Raw genomic sequence first — 22,757 nt, 5'->3', positions numbered from 1 at the left:
TGAAATTTCTAATATTATAATTTTATAATTCAGAATTTTGTAGAAAATCATCGGTCGTATTATTTATAATAAAAGTAAAAAGATGATGAGTTGGTGAAATGATGCAAAAGAAAAAACGTTGGCGTGAATTCTTTGGAACTATTGCAATTGCATGTTTATTGGTGTTTTTGGCGAAAATTTTTGTGTTTTTTCCGACGACTGTAAAAGGAGCATCTATGAGGCCAACGTTGCAAGATGGAGATAAGGTGATTGTTAATAAGTTAGCAAAACAATTTGAAAGCTATGGGAGAGAAGATATTATTGTTGTGAAAACAGATAATTTTTATGTCAAAAGAGTGATTGGATTGCCTGGAGATATAATTGAGATGAGAAATGATCAATTATATGTAAATTCTGAAGTGAAAGATGAAGAGTATTTGGATAGTAATAAAAAACAAGCAGAAAAAAAACTTATGAATTTAACAGAGGACTTTGGACCGATTACAGTTCCTAAAAATAAGATTTTTGTTATGGGAGATAATCGCTTAATAAGTAAAGATAGTAGAAATGGTTTAGGTTTTATTGATAGAGAAGATGTGTTAGGAAAGTTAGCAGGCATTTATTATCCGTTTGAACATATGAAAATAATAAAGTAAAAAAAACCAAGCAAATTTTAGTTTGCTTGGTTTTTTTGTTAAACAGTAGGAGATTCGTTTGATACAAAGATATCTTCATGTTTCTTTGTAGTACTTAAAACAAATTTATGTTGTAGTAATTGTAGTTTAAATAACGCCAAAGGATCATGATATGTTTCTGGATTGCTTCTTAGCGTCGCTAATGTTTGCTCGTCTTCCTGTATCTCAAGTTGAGCTGCATCTACATTTTGTTTCAATATATTAAGTGGATCTTTGAAGAACATCATGATATCACGTTCTAATGCACCTTCAAATACTTCAAATTGAAGGAAGAATTGTTTGGAAATTGTGTGAGCAATTTCTGTATAGTCTTCTGTTTCAATATATTGTTTATATTTGTTGGCGAGCATAGATTGGTTTTTTTGCATATTACCAAATAATTTTCCGGCACTTTTTAAGAAAAACTGTGTCGGTGTAAAGCGTAATAAAATATTGATGTTCGTTACTGTAATTCGATTTGTCATTCGTGCAACATCTCGATTCCAATCATCTAATAATTTGAAATCGCAAGGAAGTTTCATACGTTCTTCTTTATATAATTTATTAAACGTTTCACTCATTTCATCTAAATAAGCTTGAGCTTGAATAAATTCATTATGTGCTGTTTCAATCCATTCTTGAATAGACCCAGTAAATTTAGGAAGAAGTACCTGTTGTACATGCTTTTGAACACGTTCATTCATTGCAGCATTTAATTCTTCATGAACTAGTTTGAAATCACTATCTTCTTGAACAAGATCAGAGCAACTCTGTAATAATTCAGGAATTTGAGAATGTATATCTCGTGTAATTTCTTCTTTCGTTAAAAGATAGGATTCGGTAATAGAGCGAATTTTATCTTTTTCAAGAGCAGTAAGGTTATTAATAAATCCAGTAAGTTTCACTGAGATGTGTTTATTCCAGCGTACGGATTTTACTAATGTATTTTCTAATTCCACACGTTCATTTATGAGATAAGCAATTGTCTTTTGTGTAAACCATATTAGCTTTTCTATACGTTCTTTTTCTATATCGCGTTTTGCAAGATTAGAGAGAATAGATTCTGTTACATCTCCAAGTTGCTGGCTACTCTCTTGCGAAGGAGAGTATGGGAAGAATTGTGCATCTGGAAAATGTACTTTAAGTTTACTAATTAGTTTTTCATTAGTAGTCGTATTATTTGTGTGTAATACGAAGTGAATTTGTAAGTTTGGTACTTGTTCACGTAAATAAATTAATGTATCAATTTCTTTACTATGCAATGGTGAAGAAGAATTTAATACGTAAACAAGACTATCTGCTGCTTGTAAGTATTCAAAGTATGCATTGTTTTTATCCAATTGCTCTTGAATGGATGGTGTAAGAAGAAATGTAAACTTATTTTTTCTTAAAAACCTACTTGGTAGCTTAATTTCTATACATTTTTTCTCAAGTTCTGACTGAGCAGATGTAGCCGTTATTTGATGGAATTCATCAAGGTTAGGGATATTTCGTATATCTAACTCGGTAAATTCTGTTATTTCAGTTTGACTAGCGTCTTTAAATAGAATAGGAGTTGTTAAAGTTTCAGTTAAGATGTTCTCTCCCAATATTGAATTAACAAATGATGTTTTATCATGGTCACTAGTTCCAGCTATTAGTAGTGGTGTGACATTTAAATCACATAGTTCATGGACTAGTAGCGTAAATTGATGACTTAAATCTACATCATTTTTCTCAGCCCATACAGCGATTGTTTCGAATAAATGAGAAACTGTTTCCATATTTACATCTGCTTCAGCTGATGTATTAGAAAGTAAGGATCCAGCACTTTTTACGAGTAATGATTCTAAAGTTGTAGGTGAGACTTCATTCCATGCTAACACTGCTGCAGAGACAACTAGAGAATCTTTTGCTTTCGTTAAACTAAACCAATTTGTTAATAAATTTGGTACAAGTCCGTTTAATTCATGCATAAAATGATTTCCGGTAATTAATGCAAAGTATGTTTCTTGATAGCGAGTAGAAATTTCATTCCAATCGTCATTATTGTCTGTTTCAATATGCAAGAATAAATGATTAATACTTTGAATCCAAGGAAGGTATAAGGATTCATGTTGATAGCTATTCCAAAGAGCAATAACAAGCTCTTTAAATTGAGCTTGATCAACAGCATATAGAGCTTTTAAAGACTCATAGAAATATTCAGGCTTAATATTTTTTGTAAATCCTTTGTTTATGTAATCTATTAACGTATCAAACCAGTGTAAAGATTGTGTTCGAATACCTTCTTGAACAGCTAGTTCGATAGCGTTGTTCCAATCTTCTTGTTTTTCATAGAAAGAACGTGCAATTGCAGTAATATTTGGATAATCCGGTTGGAATGCAACAGCTTCACTAATCGTCTTAAAAGCGAGTCCTAAACGATCTTGTTCGATATAAAGAGAAAGAAGTTGTAAGGAAACCTCCATCGTAAGAGTTGTATCTTCCGTTTGAATAGATTGATAAATTTCTTCTGCCTTTGGTAAGAATCCTAGTTCAAAATAAGCATCTGCAATATTTTTTGTCGCCCAAAGTGCAAGAGCATTATTTACTTTTTCCCATTTAAATATAGCTGCTTCAAAATCTTTATTTTGATAATAAAATTCACCTTGAGCAAATCGAATATTAGAAATGTTGGAGAATTCATTTTTAGATTCATTTATATATGCTTCACCGAGTACTTCCGATGCAGGAGTAGAAGTTTCTTCTGTTAAAAATGTTTTATAGTAAACTTTTTGAATAAATTGATTTTCAATGGTCATGTTCGTTCCCCCCCTGTATAATTTAGAAAAATGATGTCGTATGTAAAAGGGTGTATGTTCTTTTAATAGGTAGAAGTTGCATTATATAGACCAAACTATGTTTTTGCTAGATATATCATTTTTCTTGAGAGTTAAACCGTTGCGAAAAGTAACTTTCCTTTATTGTAACAAAAAAACACGCATATGAATTTTTATTTTTTATCGGGTTATTTGCGGGCAGTAAGAATCTAATCTCAAAATTGTTGAATGTAAGTAAGTTATGTGGGAGTCGGGATGTCTGTAGAAGCAAGATTGGCATAGGTTAATAATTAGTAGAGGATGAACAAAACTCCCACTGATTAAAGTTTCACTTTATCTCTGTTAAAGGAAAGAATAGAAGTAGAGTTCATTATAAAAACAATGTATAGTGAATATGTATACCATGTTTGCCTTAAAGATAGAAAGGGTACAATGTGGAATAACGATCGTGCATAGGATGTGTCTTCCGAATGGAACAACATATTGGCGAGTTAATCGCGCATTATGGCTATTTTGGAATTGTTATAGCTTTGGCTGGTGGTATTGTCGGATTACCGATACCAGACGAGTTTTTATTGACCTTTGTTGGTTATAATGTTTCAAAAGGAGTTATGTCAGGAACTGCTGCTTTTTTAAGTGGGATGGCTGGTGCGATGTTAGGGATCACGTTAAGCTACATATTAGGTTTAAAACTTGGGCTCCCTGTTTTAAAGAAATATGGGCCGAAAATTAGAATTAAAGAACATCACATTGAAAAAACACATATTTTATTTGAAAAATATGGGCCATTTCTTTTAATGATTGGTTATTTTATACCGGGAGTACGTCATTTAACGGCATATTTTGCTGGGGTATCAAATTTGACACTTTGGCGTTTTTGTTTGTACGCTTACGGTGGTGCGCTCATTTGGATAAGTGTTTTTATTGGGCTTGGCTGGAAGTTAGGCGAGAAGTGGCGCTTCGTTGAGTATAGTTTACATCATTATGGAATATGGATTTTATTAATTTCAGCAGTTGTTACATGTGTTGTATGGTTGTACATAAAGAAAAAGAAAAACCGCTAATAGCGGTTTTTTTAGCTGAAAGCAATAAATAATACACCAGCTGTAATAAAGACTACACCAACACCGGTCATAAAGTTTAACTTTTCACCGAGGATAATCATAGCGAGAATGATAGAAAATACGACGCTTAATTTATCGACAGGAGCTACTTGTGAAACCTTTCCTGTTTTGAGGGCAAGAAAATAAAATAGCCATGACGAAGCACCTGCAACCCCACTTAATGTGATAAATAGCAGTGCTTTTTTATTTAGCAGTACGTCGCCGATATTTTGAAATTTACCTTGTATGATAATAACGCCTATCATAAATAATGCCATAATAATAGATCGAATTGTTGTTGCAACGTTTGCATCGATGCCGTCTAAACCAAACTTTCCAAAAATAGATACAAGGGCAGCAGCAATTGCTGATAATAGTGCAAATAAGAGCCACGAACTCATAGTAAAATTCCTCCAATCTTACAGTATTATACATGAAAATGATTCTCATGTATAAAGTTGAAGCAATTGAGCTTTATAGAAAGCGCGACTTCAACTTAACTTCTTGCTCCACCTGAATTTTAAGGTGGGAGTTTTACTGCCTGTAAATAGTGGGCTAAATAACGAAATAATCCCCACCTTATATTTTTAATAAGGTGGGGATTATTATACTACTCTGCAATTTCCTCATATAAAAAGTACGTTACATTATAAATATGTTCTACTTCATCGTCTGTCATAAACAATAATTCGTCACGCTCAATCCCTTTTTTCTTTTCAATAAACTCAATCATATTTTTGCGTTCTTCTCTCTTCATCAATTTTATTTCTCCTCTCAATCTGTTTTAATACAGTTTATTTAAGTTACTGCTATTATATAACAGAATCTTTGGAAAGTTCCACCTATTTTATTATTTTTTTTAAAAGAACTTTTCGACAAAACAAGCCCACCTAAGGGGGGGCTTGTTTTATTTTATAGTCGTAAAAACTCAGGCTCCGTCGTACCCGCACCATCAATGTAATAAATTGTGTCGGGATTGATTTTGATCAATACGTAATTAGGGTCTTCAGGACCGAGTAACCAACGTTTTAAGCTATTATTCCAAAACTTGTTTTTTAATGTTGAGTCTTCCTCGATTGAAGCTAACCCTTCAACTTCAATATAATCTTCATCTAATTTTTTTCCTTCTCGTCCGAGTAGTACATGGACATTAGGATTTTGTTCAATATCTGTTATCTTTTTTGATTGTCGATCTGTTGCAACATATAGTACAAAATCTTCATGGAAAAACATCATAAAGGCGCTATGAGGTTTCTCATTTCGTACTGTAGATAATACACCAGTACGTTGACCTTGAATAATAGTTGCGATTTTTTCTTTTAAGTGCATAATTTTAACCCCTTTTCACAATTTATAATTCTGTCTGTTTAAACAAGATAATTTAAATATCTTTCATACTGTTTTCTTCAATCCGATTTTTTAAACGTAATTGTGATGAAATCGGACAAGTTAGGAGAAGAATAATAATAATATTGAGGAGAAATACATACGATGGAAGGATGAAAAGCATGTTTAATAAAATATTTCTTATAGTAGCGCTTATAGGTGTACCACTATCTGTACTTGGAAAAACACTTCATTGGCCAGAAACAATTATGTTCGCTGTGTATTGTATTACGATTATCGCATTAGCTGGTTTTATGGGGAGAGCAACAGAGAGTCTAGCAATTGTTTCTGGTCCTAGAATAGGCGGATTATTAAATGCTACTTTCGGTAATGCTGTTGAACTTATCATTTCAATTTTTGCACTTCAAGCAGGGTTAATTGAAGTGGTGTTAGCTTCTTTAACCGGTTCTGTACTTGGAAATTTATTATTGGTAGGAGGGTTATCTTTCTTTGTTGGAGGTCTTAAATACAAAAGACAAAGTTTTAATGTATATGATGCAAGGCATAATTCAGCTTTATTAATATTTGCTGTTGTTGTGGCCTTTGTTATTCCAGAGATCTTTTCAATGAAGATGGACGCTGGCAAGACGTATCAATTAAGTATAGGTGTTTCTATTATTATGATTATCATGTACCTTGCTGCATTACTATTTAAGTTAGTTACGCACCGTGGTGTATATCAACATAAAAGTGACGAAGTAGCGCATGAAGAAGAGCCAGAGTGGTTAAAAGGGAAGGCGCTCCTTATTTTAGCGATAGCAACACTGGCAGTAGCTTATGTGTCAGAGGCACTCGTACATACTTTTGAAACTGTTGCAAAGTCATTTGGTTGGTCAGAGTTATTTATAGGGGTTATTATCGTTGCAATTGTTGGGAATGCAGCGGAACATGCGTCTGCAATTATTATGGCTTATAAAAATAAAGTAAATATTGCAGTCGAAATTGCAATAGGCTCTACATTACAAATCGCCATGTTTGTTGCTCCTGTATTAGTATTGCTATCTATGTTCTTCGCGCAAAGGATGCCTTTAGTATTTACCATACCAGAACTTGTATCTATGATTACAGCCGTTTTCTTAACGATTGCGATTTCCAATGATGGAGATACAAACTGGTTTGAAGGTGGCACTTTACTAGCGGCGTATGTCATTATGGGAATTGGTTTTTATTTATTATGAAAAATAGGCATAACAATTGCGCTCAGAGAAAACAATAAACGAAGTAGTATATATACCTACATAGGAAGGAGCCAGACAGGTGAAACGAGTATACAGCATATGTCTTTCAACTATGGTCTCGTTTATTTTATTATTTCCTAACATGAGTTTTGCAAAGACAACAGTAGGAACAAAAATGCCTTCATCTGTTTTAAATATTTCAAAAGACAATACATTTCCAAATGATGCGCAAGATTTGCCACGTTTACAACCAAGTAAATTTGCTCAAGAGCTATTGAAAACGGCTAATATTAAAATTGAAAATCCAGACTTAATTCGGATGTTTAATGAAACGACAATTTCAAATGCGCCGCTTGCAGTAGGGTATCGGGCAAAAATTTATTTGGGTCAATGGGCTTTACATTATGAATCAGTAGACACATCGATTAATTGGGAATATAAACAAGTGAATCGAAATGTGTATGATAATCGCGGAGGAGACCGTTTATATCCACTTCGCTATAAGCAAGAAACACAAAAGACGGTTGAAGGCGATTTAACAGCAGATATGAAAGATGCTGCAGATGTGAAAAAAATGATGCTTCTCAAAGCACTTGAAAAAGTACAATTACCCCTTTCGTTTAAAACGACCATTGGTTATGGTACTGGACATGAGCGTGTGTATAATATTAGTCCGAGTCAACTCGGATATTTATACGCTTATACACCAGCAGTAAATGAAAAAGGAAAAGTAACATTTGGAGAAGTGTATCTTGTATTAAAGGGAAATCAAAAAAGACTTGTTGTGAAAAATATTACTTCTCAAGGAATTGGAGCTGCTATTCCAATTCATGATCATTTGTATTTTAAATTCATTTCTTCTTCCCACTCGCAATAACATGAAAAAACGTCAGCTTATAAGCTGACGTTTTTTTATAATGTAATGTTTGCTGTTTTTGATAAGAAATCTTCTGTCGGATAGTAGCTGTTTTTTACAAGAACATTTGGTCCAAGACATTTTACTGCAGGACAGTGACAGCTTAATGATTTTGCAGTTTTTGAAGCGCTCCATTTTTCATACGCTTCTTGTAATGTGTTTGTTTGTATGTTTCCTAGAAGTGGAACATCACCAAAATCAGTAACGATAATATTGCCATCAAAAATATTTACATTTAAGCGTGAACGACCATCTGGATCGTTACGAACAGTTACATTTTTGCTCTCTTGTAACTTTTTAAATGTGGCAATGTCTCGCTCGTCATCGCTACAAGCATAGAAAGGTAAAGTTCCAAATAACATCCATACATTTTCATCGCGAATTTCTAGTAAATGCTCAATCGCATCACGAATTTCAGCTTTTGTTAAAATCTCTAGATTACTCGCGAAGTCACTTGGATACATTGGATGAACTTCATGACGTTTACAGCCCATCTCTTCGACGATTTGGCGGTGAATATGTTCAATATGTGGTAGAGTTCTTTTGTTTAACATTGTTTCGGCAGATACAAGTACACCTGCATCTGATAGAGCCTTACTATTTGTAATCATTCTTTCGAATAATTTTGCACGTTGTTCGTAAGTAGGCTTACGCTCCATCATTGCAAATCCGCCTTCAACGAAGTCATCAATTGTTCCCCAGTTATGAGAGATATGCAATACGTCTAAATAAGGAATAATCTGTTCGTAACGTGCTAAATCTATAGTTAAGTTAGAGTTGATTTGAGTGCGAACGCCTCGTTCATGGGCGTATTTTAAGAGTGGTGTTACATAGTTGTCGACGGATTTTTTTGAAAGCATAGGTTCTCCGCCAGTAATACTTAAAGAACGTAAATGAGGAATCTCATCTAATCGTTTTAATAAAAGATCCATCGGAAGCGGATTTGGGTCTTTCGGCTGTAACGTGTAACCAACAGCGCAATGCTCACAGCGCATATTGCATAACGTCGTCGTTGTAAATTCAACATTTGTTAATAGTAGTTTGCCGTACTCTTCAAGGTCCATATACGCTTCCCATGGATCGTAAGAAGGAGTAATCGGCTTCATTTTTTGTGATATCGTCATATGAAATACTCCTTTGACTATTGAAATAACAATTTGTCCATTCTCTATAATAGAAGAATATGTGCTTTTTATAAAGTGAAACTTTTTAGCATGAAAAGAGAGAGGGCTTACATTATAGTGGATGACTGTGACAAAATTGATGAAATTTCATGCCCATAGCAATCGTTTTTGCGGTATAATAAAAGCAACTCGAATTAAAAGGAGAGTGCCTTCATGGGAAAAGCAATTCAAGATAAAGATACACAATTAGTATATTTAAAAGAACGTTTAAATATGTTCATTGAAGTAATTGATACAATTGAACCCGAAGAAGTAGAATTAGAAGATGTAGATCGTCTTCTTGCAATGTTAGATGAATTAGAATTAAAATGTGAGCAATTTAAAAAAGACGAATAATATATTAAAAAGGCTACCAATTTCAATTTGGTAGCCTTTTTCTGTTCGGGTAATAGAAGGACGATAGAAAAAGAGGTATAATCAAGTTGTGAAAAATTTCATTTATGCTCTAATAGCGTGAAATAAATAGCTAAAGAGCATAACAATTGAATTTTCAGCTCATAACGTTTTGGTAGCGTTCACAATTGAGGGGGAAGTAACAATGGAAAAGCTTCAAGAAAGCATGTATCAACTAATTGTTGAAACGTCAACGAACTTACCGAAAGATGTTCGTCGTGCGATTCAACAAGCGAAAGAGCGAGAAAATGCAGGGACTCGTTCTGCGATGGCACTTGGCACAATTACAAATAATATTAAAATGGCTGATGATAACATCTCGCCGATTTGCCAAGATACAGGGATGCCAACGTTTAAAATTTATACACCAGTTGGTGTGAATCAATTAAAGTTGAAGGAAGCTATCTATAATGCGCTTGAGCGGGCGACAAAAGATGGTAAACTTCGTCCCAATTCTGTTGATTCTCTTTTTGGAGATAATAGTGGAAATAATTTAGGACCAGGTACGCCGGTGATTAAGTTTGAACAATGGGAAAAAGATTATATTGATGCACGTTTAATCCTAAAAGGTGGTGGCTGTGAGAATAAAAATATTCAATATAGCTTACCGTGTGAACTAGAAGGACTTGGACGAGCTGGCCGTGATTTAGAAGGGATTCGTAAATGCCTTCTTCATGCAGTATATCAAGCACAAGGGCAAGGATGTAGCGCTGGTGTAATTGGTGTTGGTATCGGGGGAGACCGCACATCAGGTTATGAATTAGCAAAAAATCAATTATTCCGTACATTAGATGATGTCAATCCAGTACCAGAGTTACAACATCTTGAAGAGTACGTATTAGAAAATGCGAACAAGCTTGGCATTGGTACGATGGGATTTGGCGGAGAAACAACTTTACTTGGTTGTAAAATTGGCGTCTATAATCGTTTGCCAGCTAGTTTCTATGTATCTGTTGCGTATAATTGCTGGGCATATCGTCGCCTTGGTGTGAAAATCCATCCTGAAACAGGAGACATTATGGATTGGCTATATCAAGAAGGGGAAGATACACTTCAGCATGAAGTACAAGAAAAAACAGAGCAACGTGAGATTATATTAGAAGCACCAATTACAGAAGAGCAAATTCGTGAACTTCGCGTTGGTGATGTTGTAACAATTAATGGCATGATGTATACGGGTCGTGACGCAATCCATAAGCATTTAATGGATAATGATTGTCCAGTAGATTTAAATGGACAAATTATTTACCACTGTGGTCCAGTTGTTGTGAAAGATGACAATGACAATTGGCAAATTAAAGCGGCAGGTCCAACGACAAGTATTCGTGAAGAACCGTACCAAGGCGATATTATGAAGAAATTCGGTATTCGCGCTGTCATTGGAAAAGGCGGTATGGGTGCGAAAACATTAGCGGCTTTAGAAGAACATGGCGGTGTATATTTAAACGCAATCGGTGGTGCAGCGCAATATTATGCTGAATGTATTAAAGAAGTGAAAGATGTTGATTTCTTACAATTTGGTATTCCAGAAGCAATGTGGCATTTACGTATCGACGGGTTTAAAGCAGTTGTAACGATGGACTCTCATGGTAATAGCTTACATGCAGATGTTGATAAAACATCACTTGAAAAATTAGCTAGCTTTAAAGAGCCAGTATTTAAGTAAATAAAAAATGCATCTCGAATGATTCGAGATGCATTTTTTTGGTATATATAGAAAAACATGTTCAGCATGAAAGAATGCGTTGCAACAGAAACTACAAGTACGATTATATATGGAAAGGAGACTATTTATGAAATATAAATGGTTATATATCGGTCTCATTTTTTCAATTATGATGGCACTTGTTCCAGTTTCAGCACTGGCTTATACAAATACTCCACATAACTGGGGAATCCCGCGTCCTAAAAATGAAACAGTACCAGATGCAGGAAAGTTATATACAGATTTACTACAAAAAAATGGCGGGTTTTATTTAGGAGATACGAAGAAAAAAGATATTTATTTGACATTTGATAATGGATATGAGAATGGATACACAGGGAAAATATTAGATGTATTAAAAGAGAAAAAAGTACCAGCAACTTTCTTTGTAACGGGACATTACATTAAAACACAAAAAGATTTATTGTTAAGAATGAAGGATGAAGGACACATTATTGGAAACCATTCTTGGAGTCATCCTGATTTTACAGCGGTAAATGATGAGAAACTTCGTGAAGAATTAACGAGTGTAACAGAAGAAATTAAAAAAGTAGCTGGGCAAAAAGAAGTGAAATATGTACGTCCTCCGCGCGGTGTATTTAGTGAAAGAACGTTAGCTCTTACGAAAGAAATGGGCTATTATAATGTATTTTGGTCACTTGCATTTTTGGATTGGAAAGTGGATCAGCAAAGAGGATGGCAATATGCGCATAATAATGTTATGACGATGATTCATCCAGGATCTATTTTATTACTTCATGCAATATCAAAAGATAATGCAGAAGCACTTGCAAAAATCATTGATGATTTGCGCGAGAAAGGGTATCATTTTAAAAGTCTAGATGACTTAGTAAAAGGCAATCAACCGTAAGCATGTATGCTTACGGTTTTCTCATGCTATAATGATGTGTAAAAAGGATGGGGAAACGTATGTGGAGCGAGCATGTTACGTTAGAGTATCCGTATCATTTTGAAGAAGTATTAAAACGTTTATCTTTTGATCCTCTTAACGTCATTCAATTAGATGAGAAAGTTATTTATATCCCGCTTTGTATCGACGAGGAACAGGTTGTTGTTCGCTTACAAGGGATTGGTACTGTTCAAAATCCACAGTTTTGGATTTCTAGTCAGACAGGAGATCCAGAGAAAGTCATGAAACGAATGAGAGCCATTTTTCATTGGAATGAACCGTTTCAAGATATACAAAATCATTTTTTAAACACATCATTACGTCCACTATTTGAAACATATGCTTATACTCCAATTATTTTAGAATTTGATTATTTTGCTTGTCTGCTTCGCTGTATCATTCACCAACAAATAAATTTGAAATTTGCTACTGTGTTAACAGAACAATTTGTGAAACGGTATGGAACAGAGAAGAACGGTGTATTCTTTTTCCCCACTCCGGAAATAGTAGCAAATATTTCAATAGAAGAATTGAGAGAGCAGAAGTTTAGTCAGCGAAAGGCTGAATATATAGTAGGATTAGGTCGAAGTATTGTCAGTGGTACATTAAATTTAGCGAGTATAGAAAATGGGACGGAAGAAGACATTTCAGCACAATTGTTGCCAATTAGGGGAATTGGTGCATGGACAGTGCAAAACTTTTTAACGTTTGGGCTTGGACGGAAAAATATGTTCCCGAAAGCGGACATTGGGATTCAGCGTGCAGTGCAAGGTATATTTCAATTAGATGATAAACCTGATGATGCATTTTTAGAAAAATTGAAACAAGAGTGTGAACCATACTGCAGTTATGCAGCGTTATATTTATGGAAAAGTATAGAGTAGAGGTGTAATAATGATACAAAAGCAACATGAGAGTAAGTTGGAAGTTGGTCAAACGTTTCCTGTGACAATTAAACGTCTTGGGATTAACGGAGAAGGCGTTGGTTATTTTAAGAGACAAGTTGTTTTCATTCCAGGGGCATTACCAGGAGAAGAAGTTGTTGCAGAAACAACGAAAATTCAGCGTGGCTTCGCTGAAGCGAAAGTGAAAAAAGTTCGTAAAGCTTCACCGCATCGTGTGAAAGCACCGTGTCCAGTATATGAGGAGTGTGGCGGTTGTCAGCTGCAACATTTAGATTATAAAGAACAATTGAATCAAAAGCGTGATATCGTTGTACAAGCATTTGAGAAGTACATGAAAAATAGTATGGAAGAGAAAATTCGTCCAACGCTTGGCATGGAAAATCCATGGCATTATCGTAATAAGAGTCAATTACAAGTGGGGCGTAAAGACGAAAAGGTTATTACAGGGCTATATAAACAAAACTCACATCAGTTAATTGATATCGCTCACTGTATGATTCAACATAAAGCAACGAATGAAGCGACAAAAGTTGTAAGACGTATTTTAGAAAAATTAAATGTTTCTATTTACAATGAGAAAAAACAAAAAGGTTTAGTACGCACAATTGTAACACGTACTGCAGTTCAAACAAGTGAAGTACAAGTTACACTTATTACAACAAAAGAAGAATTACCAAATAAAGAACAATTTATTGCAGAAGTACAAAAACAGATGCCAGCGGTTAAATCAATTATGCAAAATGTAAACTGGCGTAAAACATCTGTTATTTTTGGCGACAAAACATTTAAATTAGCTGGAAAAGAAGTAATTCAAGAAACACTTGGTGATTTATCATTTGAATTATCAGCACGTGCGTTCTTCCAGTTGAATCCAGAGCAAACCGTTGTTTTATATAATGAAGCAAAAAAAGCCGCTGCGTTAACAGGCGATGAGAAAATTGTAGATGCGTATTGTGGCGTTGGTACAATCGGTCTTTGGCTTGCAAATGATGCAGCGGAAGTACGTGGTATGGATGTAATTCCAGAAGCGATTGCAGATGCAAGAAAAAATGCAAAGCGTCACGGATTTACAAATACGAAATATGAAGCAGGTAAAGCTGAACAATGGTTACCGAAATGGGTAAAAGAAGGATGGCGTCCAGATGTAATTGTTGTCGACCCACCACGTACAGGTTGCGATGATAAATTACTGGAAACAATTTTAAAAGTGAAGCCGAAACAAGTTGTGTACGTGTCTTGTAATCCTTCTTCATTAGCACGTGATGTACAAGCATTAATGAAGAGCTATGAAGTGGAGTATGTGCAACCAGTTGATATGTTCCCGCATACAGCTCACGTAGAAAATGTAGTGAAGCTTGTTAGAAAGTAAAGTTTATTAATATTCCCTCATGGTATGAGGGAATATTTTCTATGAAGGAGAATATTATGCATAATTATAAATTAACGATTCAGTACGATGGCGCACGTTTTAAAGGATGGCAACGTCTCGGTAATAACGATAATACAATTCAAGGAAAAATCGAAAGTGTCATATCTGAAATGGTCGGAAAAGAAATTGAAATTATCGGTTGTAGTAGAACAGACGCTGGTGTACATGCTTTGAATCAAGTTGCTAACTTTCAAAGTGATGAGAAGTTAGTGGAACATAAAGTGAAAAAATATTTAAATCAATATTTACCTAATGATATTAGCATTACGAATGTGGAAGAAGTACATGATCGTTTCCATGCTCGTTACAATTCTAAAGCAAAAACATATCTGTATAAAATTTGGAATGAAGAGCATACAAATCCATTTATGCGTAAATACAGCATGCATGTGAATAAAAAATTAAATGTGAAAAGCATGAAAGCAGCTGCGAAACATTTAATTGGTTCACATGACTTTACTGCTTTTTCAAATGCGAAATCAAAGAAAAAATCTATGGTTCGAGAAGTATATACACTTGATGTGATGGAAGAGGCAGGGTTTGTACAAATTAGAGTAAGTGGTAACGGCTTCCTTCATAATATGGTAAGAAAAATTGTCGGGGCATTAATTGAAGTTGGATTAGGACAATTAGATGCTGAAGCAATTCCAAACATTTTAGAGGAAAAGCAGCGCAATCAAATTAATTGTCTTGCTGAGGCAAGTGGGTTGTATTTAGAGAATGTTGAGTTTTAATGGCAAATAAAAAAATCGGGCTAAGTAGCTCGATTTTTTTTGTATTACGAAGATTTCTCGTTTTTTATACGTAGCTTCAAATTCCAAAAAGCAGCAAGCATAATAGCTACAAAGGAGCCACTAATTGTTGCTAATAGCTTTGCATAAGGATAGGCGTTTATATCAATTAGTAACATCATACATACAATGGTAGGGAAGAAGGCTAAGTATTGTAATAACTTTAATTTGTTATCATTACTCATATATATCGCTCCTTTCTAGTATGTTATATGTTTATTGTAGCATATTTTACCAAGTGTTTATTTGTATGTTAAAGCAGATTTATGCTGCATTAACAAGCAATAAAAGTCGAATTGATTAGGGCTAGCAATCCACTCATCCAAGTTTCATTTCATATGTGTAAATGCAGTTTTTTAATTCGATATTGTAAGTTTTGTCTACTTAATCCTAAAAATTTTGCAGCTTGTGAGATATTCCCGTGATACTCTTTTAGAATTTGATTGATGTAGTTTTTTTCCATTTCTTCTATTGTGTGCTTTAACGTTTTAGGCGTATCAGTATCGTTATTAGTTAAGAAAGGTTGCATATTGAATTCTTTTTTTATTCGTTCGCGAAAGCGAGTGGGAAGATGAAACGCTGTAATGATGTTTTCATCTTCAACTAAATTCATTGAACCTTCAATGATATGTTCCAATTCTCTTACGTTTCCAGGCCAATCATATGCATATAAAAACTCTCTTACATGCACATCTACATCTGTTACACTAAGTCCGAATTGAATATTGTATTTTTCGATAAAGTGCTGAACAAGAGCCGGAATATCTTCTTTTCGTTCACGTAAAGGCGGAAGACATAAAGTAACGACGCTTAATCGATAATATAAGTCTTCTCGTAATCGATTGTGTGTAATAGCTTCAAGAGGATCTTCATTAATAGTTGCTATAATACGAACGTCAATTTCTTTTTCTTGTGTGCCTCCGATTCTTCTTATTGTTTTTTCTTGTATAGCTCGCAGTAACTTCGCTTGAAGTGCTGGACTTAATGAATTAATCTCATCTAATAACAAAGTTCCTCCGTTCGCTTCTTCGAATAAGCCTGATTTATCTATTGCTCCTGTAAAGGCACCTCGATTTGTGCCAAATAGTAGGCTTTCCATTAAGGTATCAGGTATAGCGGCACAGTTTTGTGAAATAAAGGGTTTTGTTGAACGCTGACTTTCATTATGGATGCTTTGTGCAAATAGTTCTTTACCAGTGCCTGTTTCTCCTACTAGAAGTATGGAGGAAGATGTACGAATTACTCTTTTTCCTTCTGTAATGATTGATTGAATGGCTTTAGAATCACCAATTATGTGATCAAAGGTAAATTTGGTGCTTTGTTTTCGAGAAGGACCCATTTTTATCGTTTGCTTTAAGTGACTAATTTCTTTTGATATTTCAATAGCGCCTTTAATTTTTCCATTTTCTATTATAGGGAAAGTATCGTTAATCGTTGTAATTTCTTGTCCTTTATTGTTAAAATACGTTTGTTTTATATTTTTGTTTGTTTTTCCTAATTTTAATGCCTCTATAAGAGTACTATTTTTATTTTCTTCAAATGCAAATACTTCTAAAGGACTTTTATATAATACATCTGAGCGTTCCATTGATTCAATTTCCATCATTTTGCGGTTGTAGATAATCGTTTTACTTTCCTCATTAATAATATGAATCCCGATATCGAGCTCATTGAGTAAAGTTTCATATAGCATATTCATTTCAACGATCTGTTTTAAATTAATTTCTTCTGTACGCATAGATTATCTTCTCCTCATTTCACCCTATGAAGACTGACTTTTTATAATTTTATTAAAATTCTTATAAAACCGCAAAATTTTTTTGCTATTTTTCTCTTAAAACTTTTCAAATGATAGAAAAATTTTGCGGTTGTGCACACTTTTTTGTGTGAAACTCTCATTTAATATATGAATCAGAGACTTGGTACGTATTTTGCATAAATAATATTCGAAATCTCTAGAGGGGAGAATATGAATTTTTACAGGATATACAACGTTTTGGTGTCAATTAATAAGAGGGAGGAATTTATAAAGTGAAGACAGTTATAGAAGGTGTGTATAGTCCTTGTTATGGAAAAGTAGAGAAGTTATTTGTGACGGAAAGTTCTTACGTATACGAGTGGGAGAAATTAGCATTAATTGAAACAATAGATAAACAGAAAGTAGAAATTAAGATAGGGATCAGTGGTTATATTGAATCATTAGAAGTAGTAGAAGGACAAGCTATTGCTGATCAAAAATTATTAATAACAGTAAGGGATGACCTTTTAGTAACAGGCAGTGATTAATGTAAGTGACGTGTATTTTTGCTCTTTTAAATCATTATTTTTACACTGAATACTTTTAAAAACGCTTACATTAAATGGGTTGGCAAAGTGAAAAGGGGGGATTTATATGATGGATCAAAACCAAGGATTAAAAAGAGAATTGAAAAGTAGGCACATATTTATGATTGCACTCGGTGGAGTTATTGGTACAGGACTTTTTTTAGGGTCAGGTTATACGATTCATGAGGCTGGACCTGGAGGAGCAATTGTAGCGTATCTTGTCGGTGGATTTGTAATGTATTTAACGATGCTCTGTCTTGGAGAATTAGCTGTTGCGATGCCTGATGCAGGGTCTTATCAAACGTATGCGACAAAGCATATTTCCCCTGCAGCAGGTTATGTAGTGGGATGGATGTCGTGGTTAAACTGGTCTGCTACGATAGGTATTGAGTTAATTGCAGTTAGTATTTTGATGAAACGTTGGTTTCCTGATGTACCGTCATGGATTTGGTGTGTAGTGTTCGCGGTACTGCTCTTTGCTATTAATGCGTTATCTTCAAGAAGTTTTGCGGAAGTGGAATTTTGGTTTGCAAGTATTAAAGTAATTACAATCATTGCATTTATTATTTTGGGCGGGGCAGCAATGTTTGGTTTTCTAGATATGAAAGGAAATGAACCAGCACCAATGTTCTCTAGTTTTACTGATTATGGTGGATTGTTTCCAAATGGATTATCCGCTATTTTAATTACGATGATTGCTGTTAATTTTTCCTTCCAAGGAACAGAACTAGTTGGTATTGCAGCAGGTGAGAGTGAAAATCCAGAGAAAACGATCCCGAAGGCAATTAACAATACAGTTTGGCGTATACTTGTTTTCTTTGTACTATCTATTTTTATTCTTGCTGGACTATTCCCTTGGCAGCAAGCAGGAGTAATAGAAAGTCCATTTGTAGTTGTATTTGATAAAATTGGTATTCCTTATGCAGCTGATATTATAAATTTCGTTATTATTACAGCAGTTCTATCCGTTGCGAATTCAGGATTATATGCAACTTCTCGTATGCTATGGTCTATGTCTAATCAAGGAATGATTAGTCCGATTTTTGGTAAGTTATCTAAAAACGGTGTTCCTATTTATGCATTGATTGTAAGCACAATTGTAGGTTGTCTCTCATTATTATCAGGTATTTATGCGGAAGATACAGTTTATTTATGGCTGCTTTCTATCGCTGGATTTGGAGCGATACTAGTTTGGGCATCTATTGCTCTATCTAACTTATTAGCTAGAAGGTCATACATAAAGCAGGGCGGGGATGTCAAAGACCTGAAATTTAAAACACCGCTGTATCCATTCGTACCACTGCTTGCGTTAGTATTAAATGTAACAGTAATCGTTGGCATGGCCTTTATTCCAGAACAAAGAATGGCATTGTATTGTGGTATTCCATTTATGATTGTTTGTTTACTGTTTTATCGTGCTACAAGAAATAAGGGAAGTAATGTAGAGCATATTGAAAAGACAAATACAACGGAAGTAGAGAGTTTATAATAGTGATCAATTAGGAGACTGTAAAATTGTAAACAGTCTCTTTTTTTGTGAAAATAAAGCTGGAAACATACTATGTATGCAAAGGGGAATTAGCGATGAATCGAGAAATTTCGCAGTTGTTAAAACAAATAGATTCAAGGAAAGAGGAATTGTTAGAACTTACAAAAACATTAATTCGTTTTGAAACACCAGCACCGCCAGCGAGAAATACAAATGAAGCGCAAGAATTTGTTGCAGAGTTTTTAAGAAAACGAAATTTTAGTATTAATAAATGGGATGTATATCCGAATGATCCGAACGTTGTTGGGGTAAAAAAAGGAATAAAAAGTGACTCATATAAAAGTCTTATTATTAATGGGCATATGGATGTAGCTGAAGTGTCAGCAGATGAGGCGTGGGAAACAGATCCATTTGATCCATTTATAAAAGATGGCTGGTTAGTTGGACGTGGCGCAGCAGATATGAAAGGTGGGCTGGCTGGAGCGCTATTTGCCATTCAACTTTTACAAGAAGCTGGTATTGAATTACCTGGAGATTTAATCTTTCAATCAGTAATAGGGGAAGAAGTTGGAGAGGCAGGAACACTTCAATGCTGCAGGCGAGGTTACGATGCTGATTTTGCAGTCGTAGTGGATACGAGTGATTTGCATATGCAAGGGCAAGGTGGTGTCATTACTGGATGGATTACAGTGAAAAGTCCGCAAACGTTTCATGATGCAACGCGCAGACAAATGATCCATGCTGGAGGACGTTTATTTGGAGCGAGTGCGATTGAAAAAATGATGAAAATTGTGCAGAGCTTACAAGAATTAGAGCGTCACTGGGCAGTCATGAAAACATATGAAGGCTATCCATTTGGAACAACAACAATTAATCCAGCTGTTATTGAGGGGGGAAGGCATGCGGCGTTTATTGCGGATGAGTGCCAGTTATGGATAACAGTGCACTTCTATCCGAACGAAACACATGAACAAATAATAAAAGAAATTGAAGAATATATTGGAAAGGTAGCAGCTGCCGATCCATGGTTAAGTGAAAATCCGCCACAATTTAAGTGGGGCGGAGAATCAATGATTGTAGATCGTGGTGAAATTTTCCCTTCATTAGAAGTAGATAGGGAACATGCAGCTGTAAAAAAACTTAGCTCAGTACACGAGTCTATTTTATCAAAAAATGCAATTTTAGATATGTCTGCAACGGTAACTGATGGCGGTTGGTTTAGTGAGTTTCATATTCCAGCGATTATATATGGACCAGGTACATTAGAAGAAGCACATTCTGTAAATGAGAAAGTTGAAATTGAACAGTTAATTGAATTTACAAAAGTAATAACAGCATTTATATATGAATGCTGCCACACGAAAAAATAGATTTATATAGTAAAATCGTACGAGTATGTATACTTGTACGATTTTTTAGTGAACTATTTCAGAGGTGAAAATAAACAACTGAAATAGTTCTTTATTTTGCTATGTCTTTCGTTTTATTTCAAGTAATTTCTCTTTTGCTAATTCAACGGCGATCGCATCATCTAAATAGCCAATTGGAAAGAGATAGTCGGGAATAATATCCGTCGATAAAATGAAATACAGTAATGCGCTTCCAAGAACTGCACGTTCTTCTTTTGAAATGGTTTCATTGCAAAATTGTTGATACATATCTGTTAATTGTTCAATAAAAGGACCAGCACTATCAATTTGCTCTAATTTGCTTGCGAAACTGTCATGAATACGTTTTTCGCCTTCTGTTGTCTGAGCATAGCGTTCGTAATTTTCGAGTTCTTGTTTTACGCGAGTTGTAGTGTAATCGAAATCGAATAAGTTAGAGGATTGCAGCGTTTGCTGAATGGTATCAAGAGATGTGTACATATCTGTTTTTTCTTTATTAATGTGAGGAGAATCAGGGTACATTTCATCAAATAACAATTGGGGTGGAACTTGAAGACATTCTGCAAATTTTTGTAGATGTTTTTGTTTTGGTGGTTGTTTACCATTAATAATTCTTGAGACTGTTGCAGGATCAATATTTGTAAGTATTCCTAGTTGGCGCATAGATAAGGCGCGTTCTTTTAAAAGTTTTTTTATTAATTTGCCAAGCCGATCATTCGGGTTTTCATTAGCCATAGTGTAGGCACTCCTTTTTTAGTGTTGAAAAAATATTGAGCATTTATTACAAGTATATGAAACAGACAGGCACAGTTGCTCAACATTTTCATAATATGCATTGAAAAGTGAGAAAAAGGGGTGACTATTTATGAGTACGGTAGGCTTATTTTCAATTTTTTTAATCGGGATCGCTTCTAATTTAGATAATGCAGGTGTTGGAATTGCATATGGCATTCGTAAAATTCGTATTTCGTGGTTTAACAATTTTATCATCGCATTCTTTGGATTTTTATTTACTTTACTAGCTGGATTTTTTGGAAACTGGATTGCGTTATTTATTTCAGAGTTTACAGCAAATCTGATTGGAGCAATCGTTTTAGGGATAATCGGTGTGTTTATTTTATGTCAGCCTTTCTTGGGCCAAAAAAATACTGCAGGTTCTAAAGATGATAATGTACTTATGGGAATTTTACGTGATCCGGAAAAAGCAGATTTTGATGGTTCTAAAACAATTAGTTTCTCAGAAGCAATTGTTTTAGGAGTTGCGTTGTCTATTAATAATATTGCAGGTGGATTTGATGCAGGGGTAACAAATTTAAATCTTTGGCTTACAGCGACTATTTCTGGGGTGTTTAGTTTTATTTGTATTAGTGGTTTTGCGTATGTAGGAAAACGATTTTTAGCAGAATACTTAGGGAAATGGGCGACAGTTATCGCAGGAGTGTTATTAATTCTTATTGGGATCGATCAGTTGTTGTAAGGAGAGTAGAAAACAAGGTTCGAGTATTTCCTTGGAAATACAGCAAGAGATTGCATATATCGACGTACTTTTCTCCATACTAATACGGATTTCTTTTAAGAAAGGGGGATTTGTATGGGACGCGGGAAAGCATTTGATCATAAGAAAAAAGGGCATGATCATCAACCACCTAAAGGTGCGTTCATTCATAAAGATGTAAATGAACATACTTTGGAAGAGGAAGAGCTACCAGTAAATATTGAGGCGTATAAAAATAGTTTAAAAAAACATTAAAAGCACCTACATAGGTGCTTTTTTACCGTATATCTTCAATTAATTGTTCGGATTCTTCATGCATACTGTACTCACTTAATACTTGAATGCAAAGCCACTTTAATTCCTCAATCGTATGCTCAAGTTCTTCAGGAAGCACATGATAAATGTCTTCAAGTCCCATCCCGAAATGAATAAGTTCAAGTACTTGATCATCGATGTTCCGATCCATTAATAATTCAAGTACTTCTAAATTGAATATGTATCGGTGAGCTTCGTCGAGTGAAACAACTTTTAACTTCAAGCTTTCTACAATACTCAGTATAAAAAGAAGGATTGTTTTTTCTAGAACAGGTTGTTTTCCCATTTGAAATATTAGTTTCATCTTTCACACCTCCACATATAGCGCTAGGTTGTACTATATTATTCAGGAGGGGGGAACAAATATGCATGATATAGAGAAACTTTCAGC

Annotated in this window: 24 protein-coding genes; 15 read left to right on the top strand and 9 right to left on the bottom strand. The window is 34.6% G+C overall.

The annotated features are described in order from the left end of the window. The first annotated feature begins 98 nt into the window (after positions 1-98). Positions 99-635 (top strand): signal peptidase I, encoded by a 537-nt coding sequence (gene lepB / locus QO049_RS12915; protein WP_000983308.1) that lies wholly within the window; start codon positions 99-101, stop codon positions 633-635. Between the two features lie 38 nt (positions 636-673). On the opposite strand, the gene QO049_RS12910 is transcribed toward lepB, so the two are convergent. Beyond that, positions 674-3,436 (bottom strand): tetratricopeptide repeat protein, encoded by a 2,763-nt coding sequence (locus QO049_RS12910; protein WP_284489291.1) that lies wholly within the window; start codon positions 3,434-3,436, stop codon positions 674-676. A gap of 488 nt (positions 3,437-3,924) precedes the next feature. Here QO049_RS12910 and QO049_RS12905 point away from each other — a divergent pair, with 488 nt between their 5' ends. Further along, entirely contained in the window at positions 3,925-4,518 is a 594-nt protein-coding gene (locus QO049_RS12905) for a DedA family protein (RefSeq protein ID WP_000434878.1), read from the top strand. Positions 4,519-4,529: 11 nt separating this feature from the next. Here the strand turns inward: QO049_RS12905 and QO049_RS12900 are convergent, their stop codons facing one another. The 3 genes from QO049_RS12900 to QO049_RS12890 all read right to left on the bottom strand — a co-directional run bounded on the left by QO049_RS12900 (position 4,530) and on the right by QO049_RS12890 (position 5,886). Next, positions 4,530-4,958 (bottom strand): EamA family transporter, encoded by a 429-nt coding sequence (locus QO049_RS12900; RefSeq protein ID WP_000100296.1) that lies wholly within the window; start codon positions 4,956-4,958, stop codon positions 4,530-4,532. Positions 4,959-5,167: 209 nt separating this feature from the next. Further along, complete coding sequence (locus tag QO049_RS12895) at positions 5,168-5,314, bottom strand: BH0509 family protein (protein ID WP_000817786.1); 147 nt, start codon at positions 5,312-5,314, stop codon at positions 5,168-5,170. Between the two features lie 155 nt (positions 5,315-5,469). Further along, a complete protein-coding gene (locus tag QO049_RS12890) occupies positions 5,470-5,886 on the bottom strand; it encodes a pyridoxamine 5'-phosphate oxidase family protein (RefSeq protein ID WP_000550220.1) in 417 nt (138 codons plus the stop codon). A gap of 179 nt (positions 5,887-6,065) precedes the next feature. Between QO049_RS12890 and cax the strand changes: the two genes are divergently transcribed. Continuing rightward, on the top strand, positions 6,066-7,121 hold the full coding sequence (cax, locus tag QO049_RS12885; protein WP_141525919.1) for a calcium/proton exchanger: 1,056 nt from the start codon (positions 6,066-6,068) through the stop codon (positions 7,119-7,121). Positions 7,122-7,200: 79 nt separating this feature from the next. Then, positions 7,201-7,998 (top strand): YfkD famly protein, encoded by a 798-nt coding sequence (locus tag QO049_RS12880; RefSeq protein WP_002102695.1) that lies wholly within the window; start codon positions 7,201-7,203, stop codon positions 7,996-7,998. Positions 7,999-8,033: 35 nt separating this feature from the next. Here the strand turns inward: QO049_RS12880 and yfkAB are convergent, their stop codons facing one another. Beyond that, a complete protein-coding gene (gene yfkAB / locus QO049_RS12875) occupies positions 8,034-9,161 on the bottom strand; it encodes a radical SAM/CxCxxxxC motif protein YfkAB (protein ID WP_000156023.1) in 1,128 nt (375 codons plus the stop codon). A 213-nt stretch (positions 9,162-9,374) separates the two neighbouring features. On the opposite strand from yfkAB, the gene QO049_RS12870 reads away from it, so the two are divergent. From QO049_RS12870 to truA, 6 genes are all read left to right on the top strand, one after another. After that, positions 9,375-9,557 (top strand): SE1561 family protein, encoded by a 183-nt coding sequence (locus tag QO049_RS12870; RefSeq protein ID WP_000513558.1) that lies wholly within the window; start codon positions 9,375-9,377, stop codon positions 9,555-9,557. Between the two features lie 202 nt (positions 9,558-9,759). Then, the gene (gene fumA / locus QO049_RS12865) at positions 9,760-11,280 is read left to right on the top strand and encodes a class I fumarate hydratase (RefSeq protein WP_246961836.1); all 1,521 of its coding nucleotides are present in this window, start codon (positions 9,760-9,762) and stop codon (positions 11,278-11,280) included. Between the two features lie 127 nt (positions 11,281-11,407). After that, positions 11,408-12,190, top strand: coding sequence for a delta-lactam-biosynthetic de-N-acetylase (gene pdaA, locus QO049_RS12860; RefSeq protein WP_284489290.1), 783 nt, complete (start codon positions 11,408-11,410; stop codon positions 12,188-12,190). Positions 12,191-12,249: 59 nt separating this feature from the next. Further along, complete coding sequence (locus QO049_RS12855; protein WP_284489289.1) at positions 12,250-13,113, top strand: DNA-3-methyladenine glycosylase family protein; 864 nt, start codon at positions 12,250-12,252, stop codon at positions 13,111-13,113. A gap of 10 nt (positions 13,114-13,123) precedes the next feature. Next, positions 13,124-14,503 (top strand): 23S rRNA (uracil(1939)-C(5))-methyltransferase RlmD, encoded by a 1,380-nt coding sequence (gene rlmD, locus QO049_RS12850; RefSeq protein WP_284489288.1) that lies wholly within the window; start codon positions 13,124-13,126, stop codon positions 14,501-14,503. Positions 14,504-14,559: 56 nt separating this feature from the next. After that, the gene (truA, locus tag QO049_RS12845) at positions 14,560-15,297 is read left to right on the top strand and encodes a tRNA pseudouridine(38-40) synthase TruA (RefSeq protein ID WP_000553117.1); all 738 of its coding nucleotides are present in this window, start codon (positions 14,560-14,562) and stop codon (positions 15,295-15,297) included. Positions 15,298-15,341: 44 nt separating this feature from the next. Here truA and QO049_RS12840 read toward each other — a convergent pair whose 3' ends face one another. Both QO049_RS12840 and QO049_RS12835 read right to left on the bottom strand, forming a co-directional pair. After that, positions 15,342-15,539 carry a hypothetical protein gene (locus QO049_RS12840; protein ID WP_284489287.1) on the bottom strand — a complete coding sequence of 66 codons (198 nt, stop codon included), beginning with the start codon at positions 15,537-15,539 and terminating at the stop codon, positions 15,342-15,344. Between the two features lie 149 nt (positions 15,540-15,688). Continuing rightward, positions 15,689-17,092, bottom strand: a complete 1,404-nt coding sequence (locus QO049_RS12835) for a sigma-54 interaction domain-containing protein (protein ID WP_001258455.1) — start codon at positions 17,090-17,092, stop codon at positions 15,689-15,691. A 293-nt stretch (positions 17,093-17,385) separates the two neighbouring features. On the opposite strand from QO049_RS12835, the gene QO049_RS12830 reads away from it, so the two are divergent. The 3 genes from QO049_RS12830 (at position 17,386) to QO049_RS12820 (ending at position 20,538) form a co-directional block, all read left to right on the top strand. Next, positions 17,386-17,640 carry a biotin/lipoyl attachment domain-containing protein gene (locus tag QO049_RS12830; protein ID WP_000859489.1) on the top strand — a complete coding sequence of 85 codons (255 nt, stop codon included), beginning with the start codon at positions 17,386-17,388 and terminating at the stop codon, positions 17,638-17,640. Positions 17,641-17,746: 106 nt separating this feature from the next. After that, a complete protein-coding gene (locus tag QO049_RS12825; protein ID WP_000969250.1) occupies positions 17,747-19,168 on the top strand; it encodes an amino acid permease in 1,422 nt (473 codons plus the stop codon). Positions 19,169-19,263: 95 nt separating this feature from the next. Continuing rightward, positions 19,264-20,538, top strand: coding sequence for an acetylornithine deacetylase (locus tag QO049_RS12820; RefSeq protein ID WP_246961842.1), 1,275 nt, complete (start codon positions 19,264-19,266; stop codon positions 20,536-20,538). A gap of 99 nt (positions 20,539-20,637) precedes the next feature. Here QO049_RS12820 and QO049_RS12815 read toward each other — a convergent pair whose 3' ends face one another. Further along, entirely contained in the window at positions 20,638-21,291 is a 654-nt protein-coding gene (locus tag QO049_RS12815; protein WP_001262772.1) for a DUF1232 domain-containing protein, read from the bottom strand. A 130-nt stretch (positions 21,292-21,421) separates the two neighbouring features. Here QO049_RS12815 and ytaF point away from each other — a divergent pair, with 130 nt between their 5' ends. Beyond that, positions 21,422-22,033, top strand: a complete 612-nt coding sequence (ytaF, locus tag QO049_RS12810; protein ID WP_000108728.1) for a sporulation membrane protein YtaF — start codon at positions 21,422-21,424, stop codon at positions 22,031-22,033. Between the two features lie 114 nt (positions 22,034-22,147). After that, positions 22,148-22,306, top strand: coding sequence for a hypothetical protein (locus QO049_RS12805; protein WP_000532409.1), 159 nt, complete (start codon positions 22,148-22,150; stop codon positions 22,304-22,306). A gap of 22 nt (positions 22,307-22,328) precedes the next feature. Here the strand turns inward: QO049_RS12805 and QO049_RS12800 are convergent, their stop codons facing one another. After that, complete coding sequence (locus tag QO049_RS12800; RefSeq protein WP_000766604.1) at positions 22,329-22,670, bottom strand: DUF3969 family protein; 342 nt, start codon at positions 22,668-22,670, stop codon at positions 22,329-22,331. Positions 22,671-22,757 lie beyond the last annotated feature (87 nt).

The sequence above is a fragment of the Bacillus sp. RB3 genome (assembly GCF_030164735.1).
In the GTDB taxonomy this organism is placed as follows: Bacteria; Bacillota; Bacilli; order Bacillales; family Bacillaceae_G; genus Bacillus_A; species Bacillus_A cereus.
This window is presented reverse-complemented; position numbering and strand designations above follow the sequence as displayed.

Excerpts from the sequence above, each read along its gene's own strand:
- QO049_RS12815 (WP_001262772.1), bottom strand. The coding sequence starts at position 21,291 with ATGGCTAATGAAAACCCGAATGATCGGCTTGGCAAATTAATAAAAAAA.
- QO049_RS12905 (WP_000434878.1), top strand. The coding sequence starts at position 3,925 with ATGGAACAACATATTGGCGAGTTAATCGCGCATTATGGCTATTTTGGA.
- QO049_RS12805 (WP_000532409.1), top strand. The coding sequence starts at position 22,148 with ATGGGACGCGGGAAAGCATTTGATCATAAGAAAAAAGGGCATGATCAT.
- fumA (WP_246961836.1), top strand. The coding sequence starts at position 9,760 with ATGGAAAAGCTTCAAGAAAGCATGTATCAACTAATTGTTGAAACGTCA.
- QO049_RS12840 (WP_284489287.1), bottom strand. The coding sequence starts at position 15,539 with ATGAGTAATGATAACAAATTAAAGTTATTACAATACTTAGCCTTCTTC.
- lepB (WP_000983308.1), top strand. The coding sequence starts at position 99 with ATGATGCAAAAGAAAAAACGTTGGCGTGAATTCTTTGGAACTATTGCA.
- QO049_RS12910 (WP_284489291.1), bottom strand. The coding sequence starts at position 3,436 with ATGACCATTGAAAATCAATTTATTCAAAAAGTTTACTATAAAACATTT.
- QO049_RS12855 (WP_284489289.1), top strand. The coding sequence starts at position 12,250 with ATGTGGAGCGAGCATGTTACGTTAGAGTATCCGTATCATTTTGAAGAA.
- cax (WP_141525919.1), top strand. The coding sequence starts at position 6,066 with ATGTTTAATAAAATATTTCTTATAGTAGCGCTTATAGGTGTACCACTA.
- QO049_RS12820 (WP_246961842.1), top strand. The coding sequence starts at position 19,264 with ATGAATCGAGAAATTTCGCAGTTGTTAAAACAAATAGATTCAAGGAAA.
- QO049_RS12890 (WP_000550220.1), bottom strand. The coding sequence starts at position 5,886 with ATGCACTTAAAAGAAAAAATCGCAACTATTATTCAAGGTCAACGTACT.
- QO049_RS12900 (WP_000100296.1), bottom strand. The coding sequence starts at position 4,958 with ATGAGTTCGTGGCTCTTATTTGCACTATTATCAGCAATTGCTGCTGCC.
- QO049_RS12800 (WP_000766604.1), bottom strand. The coding sequence starts at position 22,670 with ATGAAACTAATATTTCAAATGGGAAAACAACCTGTTCTAGAAAAAACA.
- truA (WP_000553117.1), top strand. The coding sequence starts at position 14,560 with ATGCATAATTATAAATTAACGATTCAGTACGATGGCGCACGTTTTAAA.
- pdaA (WP_284489290.1), top strand. The coding sequence starts at position 11,408 with ATGAAATATAAATGGTTATATATCGGTCTCATTTTTTCAATTATGATG.
- QO049_RS12825 (WP_000969250.1), top strand. The coding sequence starts at position 17,747 with ATGATGGATCAAAACCAAGGATTAAAAAGAGAATTGAAAAGTAGGCAC.
- QO049_RS12835 (WP_001258455.1), bottom strand. The coding sequence starts at position 17,092 with ATGCGTACAGAAGAAATTAATTTAAAACAGATCGTTGAAATGAATATG.
- yfkAB (WP_000156023.1), bottom strand. The coding sequence starts at position 9,161 with ATGACGATATCACAAAAAATGAAGCCGATTACTCCTTCTTACGATCCA.
- ytaF (WP_000108728.1), top strand. The coding sequence starts at position 21,422 with ATGAGTACGGTAGGCTTATTTTCAATTTTTTTAATCGGGATCGCTTCT.
- rlmD (WP_284489288.1), top strand. The coding sequence starts at position 13,124 with ATGATACAAAAGCAACATGAGAGTAAGTTGGAAGTTGGTCAAACGTTT.
- QO049_RS12870 (WP_000513558.1), top strand. The coding sequence starts at position 9,375 with ATGGGAAAAGCAATTCAAGATAAAGATACACAATTAGTATATTTAAAA.
- QO049_RS12895 (WP_000817786.1), bottom strand. The coding sequence starts at position 5,314 with ATGAAGAGAGAAGAACGCAAAAATATGATTGAGTTTATTGAAAAGAAA.